Annotated in this window: 7 protein-coding genes; 3 read left to right on the top strand and 4 right to left on the bottom strand. The window is 55.7% G+C overall.

The window, feature by feature from the left end; genetic code table 11:
* Positions 1 to 46: 46 nt before the first annotated feature.
* A complete protein-coding gene (locus PG731_RS06545; RefSeq protein WP_270772910.1) occupies positions 47 to 781 on the top strand; it encodes a hypothetical protein in 735 nt (244 codons plus the stop codon).
* A 124-nt stretch (positions 782 to 905) separates the two neighbouring features.
* Here the strand turns inward: PG731_RS06545 and disA are convergent, their stop codons facing one another.
* The 4 genes from disA to PG731_RS06565 form a co-directional block, all read right to left on the bottom strand.
* On the bottom strand, positions 906 to 1,976 hold the full coding sequence (gene disA, locus PG731_RS06550) for a DNA integrity scanning diadenylate cyclase DisA (protein WP_101628274.1): 1,071 nt from the start codon (positions 1,974 to 1,976) through the stop codon (positions 906 to 908).
* 37 nt (positions 1,977 to 2,013) lie between these two features.
* Entirely contained in the window at positions 2,014 to 3,384 is a 1,371-nt protein-coding gene (gene radA, locus PG731_RS06555) for a DNA repair protein RadA (RefSeq protein WP_270772913.1), read from the bottom strand.
* 81 nt (positions 3,385 to 3,465) lie between these two features.
* Positions 3,466 to 4,140, bottom strand: coding sequence for a potassium channel family protein (locus PG731_RS06560; RefSeq protein WP_270772914.1), 675 nt, complete (start codon positions 4,138 to 4,140; stop codon positions 3,466 to 3,468).
* A gap of 148 nt (positions 4,141 to 4,288) precedes the next feature.
* Entirely contained in the window at positions 4,289 to 5,641 is a 1,353-nt protein-coding gene (locus PG731_RS06565) for a TrkH family potassium uptake protein (RefSeq protein WP_442952666.1), read from the bottom strand.
* Positions 5,642 to 6,029: 388 nt separating this feature from the next.
* Between PG731_RS06565 and PG731_RS06570 the strand changes: the two genes are divergently transcribed.
* Positions 6,030 to 6,257: a helix-turn-helix domain-containing protein gene (locus tag PG731_RS06570; protein WP_006680784.1), complete on the top strand. Its 228-nt coding sequence runs from the start codon at positions 6,030 to 6,032 to the stop codon at positions 6,255 to 6,257.
* An 89-nt stretch (positions 6,258 to 6,346) separates the two neighbouring features.
* Entirely contained in the window at positions 6,347 to 6,445 is a 99-nt protein-coding gene (locus tag PG731_RS06575) for a 30S ribosomal protein bS22 (protein ID WP_003792170.1), read from the top strand.
* The last annotated feature ends 67 nt before the right edge of the window (positions 6,446 to 6,512 follow it).

The raw sequence follows: 6,512 nt of genomic DNA on the forward strand, positions 1-6,512 counted from the left end.
ACCACACGTTTTTGCCTGCTTTTACTTCATAAGGAGGAATTCGGCGATGGGCTCATCTTCTCAAGCACCTCGGCCTCAGCCTGCGAAGAAGCGCGTGAAAAAAGTGAACCTCTGGCCACGACGTATCATCACAGGCACGGGTCTTCTTCTGATTATTGCTCTGCTTGTGTGGGGCATCTATTCGCTCGTCATGATGGCAACGAATGCAACGAAGAAGCAGGTGGAAGGACCTCAGTCGATTTCGGTGTACACCGAAGAGACGGTGCAATCTGGTGATGGTGAGATTCGTCTTCGCTCAACCGATAAGGTCACCGAGGATGGGATTATTGCTGCCGATGATTCGGTGACGATCCCTCGCTGTACTTCGGCCGCAATTAAGTATCAGGCGTCGACGACGGATACGAATGAGGGCGCTGGCGAGGGAGTCAGCGTTACCGTGAAGAATGAGGGAAATATTTCCTGCTGGACAACCTTCGGGCAGGTTTCACTCAAGATCACCAGTGGTGACCAGCTGATTTATGATTCAGCGCAGTGTTCTGCGTTCGATGAGACGGCGACGAAGCTGGTATTGACTCCTGACCTTGAATGGACTACCAGCATCACGTGGGATGGGCGTCATCACTTAGGCGGATGTGTTGAGCTTGCTGAGGGTGAAGAAACCAGTTCGGTACCGGTTGCCGGTGCGGGAACATATAACGCTCAGCTGTATGTGGGAGCTCGCTCGGTAACGGATAAGAGTGCGTTTGTTGTGATTGCCCCCGAACCGGATCCTGCTGCGTAGGGCTCAGTAGGTTCGTCGAGCCTGAGAAACCCCGCTAAATGAACTGAAGCTGAAAAGTCTGTTGGTTCAACAGCTACTTCACCAGAAGGCTTATGCAGTCTGGAGTAGGGCTAAATTCAAAGAGCTACCAGCCAACAATTCCGTTTGCGGCAACCTGGGCTTGATGTTCCAAACTGTCGCGAATCAAGCGTGCGCGGTAGGGGCCGATCCCTTCGATGCTCTGGAGTTCGTCCACGGAAGCTCCACGTAGAGATGCGAATGAATCCCAGTGAGTGGTCAGTTCTTTGATGACGCTCCACGGAAGATGCGGAACCAACGACAACGAACGAATACCACGAGGTTGGATCTCACGGTCTAGGTCAGCGACCTCAAAGACGGACAGGCCAAGAACGTTAGCGATTACTGTCAGGTCGACGAGCTTTTCACTGGGCATATCCGACAGATGCTTTTCGACCGAAGCAACATGTGCTTGATCCCGAATATAATCGCGCATCACCAGCGCACGTTCGGATGCAGAGCCTCGGATCAGATCATCAAGCTGCAGTGCAAGTAGTCGACCTTCCGAACCGAGTTCTTCAAGATAGCCATTAATTTCGGATGCGATCCTGCGGATCATTTCCATGCGCTGCATAACGGTTGCGACATCACGAACGGTCGCAGAATCGCGCATCTCAAGAACGGTCAGAGTCTGGAGGACCTCGTCAAGACGCTGTGAGTAGCGATCCAATGTGTCGACGGCCAGGTTTGCGCGCGCCAGCAGAGCTTCAGGCTCTTCAACCAAGTGGTGATGAGGTCCAACGTAGATGGAAATCATGCGCATCGACGCCGAGAGCGACAGGACAGGCAAGTGTGTTTGGCGGGCGGTACGCTGAGCCGTGCGGTGGCGCATACCGGATTCTTCCGTCGGAATCGACGGATCTGGAAGTAGCTGGACGTTCGCCTTTCGGATCTGCCAGTTGTTTTTGTCCAAGATGACAGCGCCGTCCATCTTGCAGAGTTCGCGAAGACGCGAGGCGCTGAAAGGAATATCCAGATCGAAGCCACCCGAACACATGGCTTCAATTTCAGGCGTGTATCCGAGCACGATCAATGCGCCCGTGTGCGAACGCTTAATGCGTTCAAGGCCCTCGCGGAGGTCTGTGCCTGGAGCAACAGCCTGCAGGGCTTCACGGAGAGTCACGGAATCGTCGGTCATCGCTCGGACCTTCCTTTATCGAGCATCTATTGAAATTTTACGGGAGCCCAACACGAATGGCTGTTGAAAGATCAGAGACGGTGAACACGTTCATTCCTTCGATTGGTGGTAAATCTTCACTCCCCTGTGCGGGAATGATCGCCGTTGTGAACCCCAGACGAGCGGCTTCCGTGAGGCGACGCCCAAGTCCGGTGCATGCTCGGATTTCTCCGGTTAAACCGATTTCACCCATCGCAACGAGAGACTCCCGTGGGGGAGTGCCCTTAAAAGCTGAGACGATTGCAATGGCGGTAGCAAGGTCAATGGCGGGCTCGGTTGTCTTGGCTCCACCAACGGTTGAGGCATACACGTCTAAGGAAGACGAATCGAGTCCCAATCGCGATTGTGCCACCGCCAAGATCATCGAAACACGCGAATGGTCGACACCCGATGTTGTGCGCCGGGGAGATCCGCCCGCGCTGGGGGCAAGAAGAGCTTGAATCTCGATCGGCATGGGGCGTCGGCCCTCAAGCGACACGGTCGCGCACGATCCGGGGACATCACGCGACGTCTGTGACAAGAACAATCCGGAAGGATCCTCCAGAGCGCGGATCCCAGAATCGATCAGTTCAAAACAACCGACCTCGTCAGTCGGTCCGTAGCGGTTCTTGACTGCCCGCAACAGGCGTAGGCGTGAATGGCGTTCGCCCTCAAACTGACACACCACATCCACAAGGTGTTCAAGGACGCGAGGACCGGCGATCCCGCCGTCTTTTGTTACGTGACCAACCAGAAGAATCGGCAGGTTTCGTTCCTTAGCCAAGCGAATCAGCCCAGCGGCAACAGCGCGTACCTGCGCGATACCACCCGCGCCACCATCAACCTGTGGAGACTGAATTGTCTGAACCGAATCAACCACCAGAAGCGAAGGAGAAGTCGCATCCACGTGCCCCAAAATGGTCGGCAGAGAATTATCGTCGGCGAGCAGAAGATCATCGTGGATTGCTCCAATGCGTTCTGCGCGAGCCTTCACCTGCGACGATGATTCTTCACCTGTGATGTAAAGAACCGGCCCCTTTTTCCCTGAATCCCGCGCGGCGCGTGCGGCAACGTCTAAAAGAAGTGTTGATTTGCCAACGCCCGGTTCACCGGCAAGAAGGATCACCGCACCGGGAACAATGCCCCCACCCAAGACGCGGTCAACTTCCCCCACCCCTGTTGGACGAGACTGGACTTGAGCAGAATCAACGTCAGCAATAGGTCGGGCAACAACCCTGGGTGCAACCGGCGTGGCAACACCAGCGATAGCGCCACCCGCGCTGGCCTCTTCCACTGTTCCCCACGCCTGGCACTCGCGACACTGGCCGACCCATTTGGGTGAAGTCCACCCGCAGTCGGTGCACCGGTAGCTGATCTTTTCCTTAGCCATAGGACAACGCTACAGCCCACCGTGTAGAAACCCGATTGCAATTCCACATGACGTGGTGCAACCCGCTGAAGTGATGCGACTTTATGGACGGTTCGCGAAGTACTCCAGAAGGCGCGCATCGCCCGACACGATGATGACGTCTTCGGGGTTAATGCGGGTCGTTGCATCGGCGTACTCGAACGGCATTCCCGGCCTGAGCAAGCCGAGCATATTCACGCCATACCGGCCTCGTAGATCCAGATCGGCCAACGTAAAACCGTGCACTTCCTTTGGTGGACGCAACTTCATAATCGCGAAGCCGTCCTTCTCCATCTCGATGTAGTCGATCATGCGACCACCAACGAGGTGAGCCGTGCGCTGGCCGGCATCAAACTCGGGATAGATGACGTGATGAGCGCCAATACGACGCAGGATTCGACCGTGTTCACGCGAGGTTGCCTTCGCCCAAATCGACGGCATCCCCATGTCAACCAGGTTTGCTGTGCTGAGCACGGATGCTTCCAAGGACGAGCCGACGCCAACCACGGCAGCGCGGAAATCTCGAGCACCTAGCTGTTCAAGAGCCTCGACACTCGTCGCGTCGGCCTCCACCAGTGGGAACCTGCCGGCGAACGCCTGAACGCGAGCGGGGTTCTTTTCCACTGCCAGAATCTCGTATCCCAGCTTGTCGAGTGTGACCGCAACTGCCGACCCGAAACGACCCAATCCGATAACCAGGGTGCCGGACGAAAGGTCCTTGATGTCATCTGATGTCATGGCGCAATTATGCCCTGTTTTCCTTTCCAGTGGGTATAGGGCGGGGAGAACGTGGTGGCGGCGGGTAGATAGCTGGCCGTTCGTACTAAGTGGCGAGGCCGGCCCACCTTCGTGGCCCTCTCTTCTCCCGATGGTCGATCAGGCAACGCTAGCCAATGATTGGGCGTTCCTCGGGCATACGGATCACGCGAGAACGCTCACGAAGAGCCAGAGCTGCGGCAACCGTCATCGAACCCGTTCGGCCGGCAAACATCAGGGCAATCAAGACATACTTCGCTAATGGAGGCAAAGTCGCCGTAATGCCTGTCGACAAGCCAACTGTTGCGAAGGCAGAAATTGTTTCGAACAGAATCGTGTCCAGCGAATAGTTCGTCAGGCTCAGCAAAATAACAACGGAAACGGCCACCATTGCCAGCCCCAACAGCGAGACGGCAACAGCAAGGCGGACAACCGACGGAGCAATGCGACGGCCAAAGGCTTCGATGTCCTGGTCACCTCGAGCCTCGGCGATAACGGCGAGTACCAAGACGGCGAAAGTCGTCACTTTCACGCCACCGGCCGTCGATCCGCTGCCGCCACCGATCATCATCAAGATGTCTTGAACGAAGTGCGTCTGCGGGCGCATCACCCCAACGTCAACCGCGGATAATCCCGAGGAACGTGTATTCACACCGGATAACAACGCATTCAAGATACGACTGGGAACAGGCAAGGCTCCCAGCGTCTCCGGGTTTGTCCACTCCGTCAATGCGAAAAGGACAGCGCCAATGAAGATCAAGGACACGTAGACCGACAGGGTCAGCTTCGTGTGGAGCGCCCACTTTTGCGGGGTGCGCCAACGGCGAGCAAGATCCTGGATGACGGGGAAACCAATGGCGCCGGTGAAGGTACCTAAAGCAATCGGAGCCAGCATCCACCAGTCGGAAACATGGGGAGCAAGCCCGCCAACTAGAATTACGAATCCCGCGTTATTGAACACTGAGATCGCCATGAAAAGCGCTTCCCATAGCGAGTGAAGAACGCCTTTACCCATGGTCAGGAAGCGTGGCAGGAAAACCAGGAAAAGAAGCAACTCGCCCACAAGTGAGGTTGCGATAACAGCCTTCAACAGCCCCGTGATTTGGCCGAGGCCGTTGGACTTTGTTTCCTGGGCGGCCAGCATTCTTTGCGTCAAACCCAGGTGACGTGAAACGGCAAAACCGAGGATCGATGCCAGGGTCATCACGCCCAAGCCACCGATCATGATGGCCATTGCAATGACGACCTGACCGAACACTGTCCAATGGGTGGCCGTATCAACGGTCGTTAAACCTGTCACACACACGGCAGAAACCGCGGTGAAAAGAATGTCAACGAACGATGCCGAACGTGTTGACACGGACGCAAAAGGTAGGCAAAGAAGCCCCGTGATGACCGCAATGATCAGAGCGAAAATGCCCAGAGCCAGACGCGCCGGTGAATAGCGGGCCTGAGAAACAAACCAAGCACGGAACTTGTCCATCCGAGTGGTTCCTTTTTCGTGAGCCAAGGGGCGCGTGGACGCTGAGTGTGTCGTCAGACCCTCGTCTGCGTATTGCACACGAGGGGTAGCGGCGAAGTCATCGGAGTGCGATGAGCGTTCAGACGATGCGGAATTCTTTCGCCTTATCGACACAACACTCGCCCCCTATCGCTTGACGTTCCTTGATTTCTTGCCACGCTACCACCCCGCTATCACCAAAGAAACTCTAGGTTTTCGCCGGTGTGTGAGTGCGAAGTAAAGATATCTGAACGCATTCTTCCAGAATTATCCACAACCTGTCTTTAGGCATTAGTATTGACCTTGAGGCTACGCGCGCAAAAGGACCGGCGCCACTGGTTGCCTCACGAAGATTATTTTGGGAGTTTTCATGGTGTCGCATTCCGCGCCCCGTTTTCTAACGGTTGCTGAAGTGGCGGAAATTATGCGCGTCTCAAAAATGACGGTCTACCGTTTGATTCATTCTGGCGACCTGCCTGCGATCCGCGTCGGCAAGAGCTTCCGCGTACCGGAAGCAGCGCTTGGCCAGATCATCGAATCGGGTCTTGCTGATCACACCGAGACTTCCATTTCGGTGAGTAGTGCCATTAACGGGTAAGATAGCAACGCTATGCCTGTAATGGGCATGATTCGTCAGGCGGTAGGAACCTCTGCCGCGAGCTAGTTTCAACAAGAGGGAGGAACCCCATGGGCTCCGTCATCAAGAAGCGCCGCAAGCGTATGGCAAAGAAGAAGCACCGCAAGCTGCTGCGCAAGACGCGTCACCAGCGTCGCAACAAGAAGTGAGCTTCAAGGCCCGGCCGATTTGAACTGTCCCCCGGAAGTTGGACTGATTTATTCAGTTTTTCTTCCG

This window comes from Pauljensenia sp. OF14-1SRA (assembly GCF_027694595.1).
Taxonomy (GTDB): domain Bacteria; phylum Actinomycetota; class Actinomycetes; order Actinomycetales; family Actinomycetaceae; genus Pauljensenia; species Pauljensenia turicensis_B.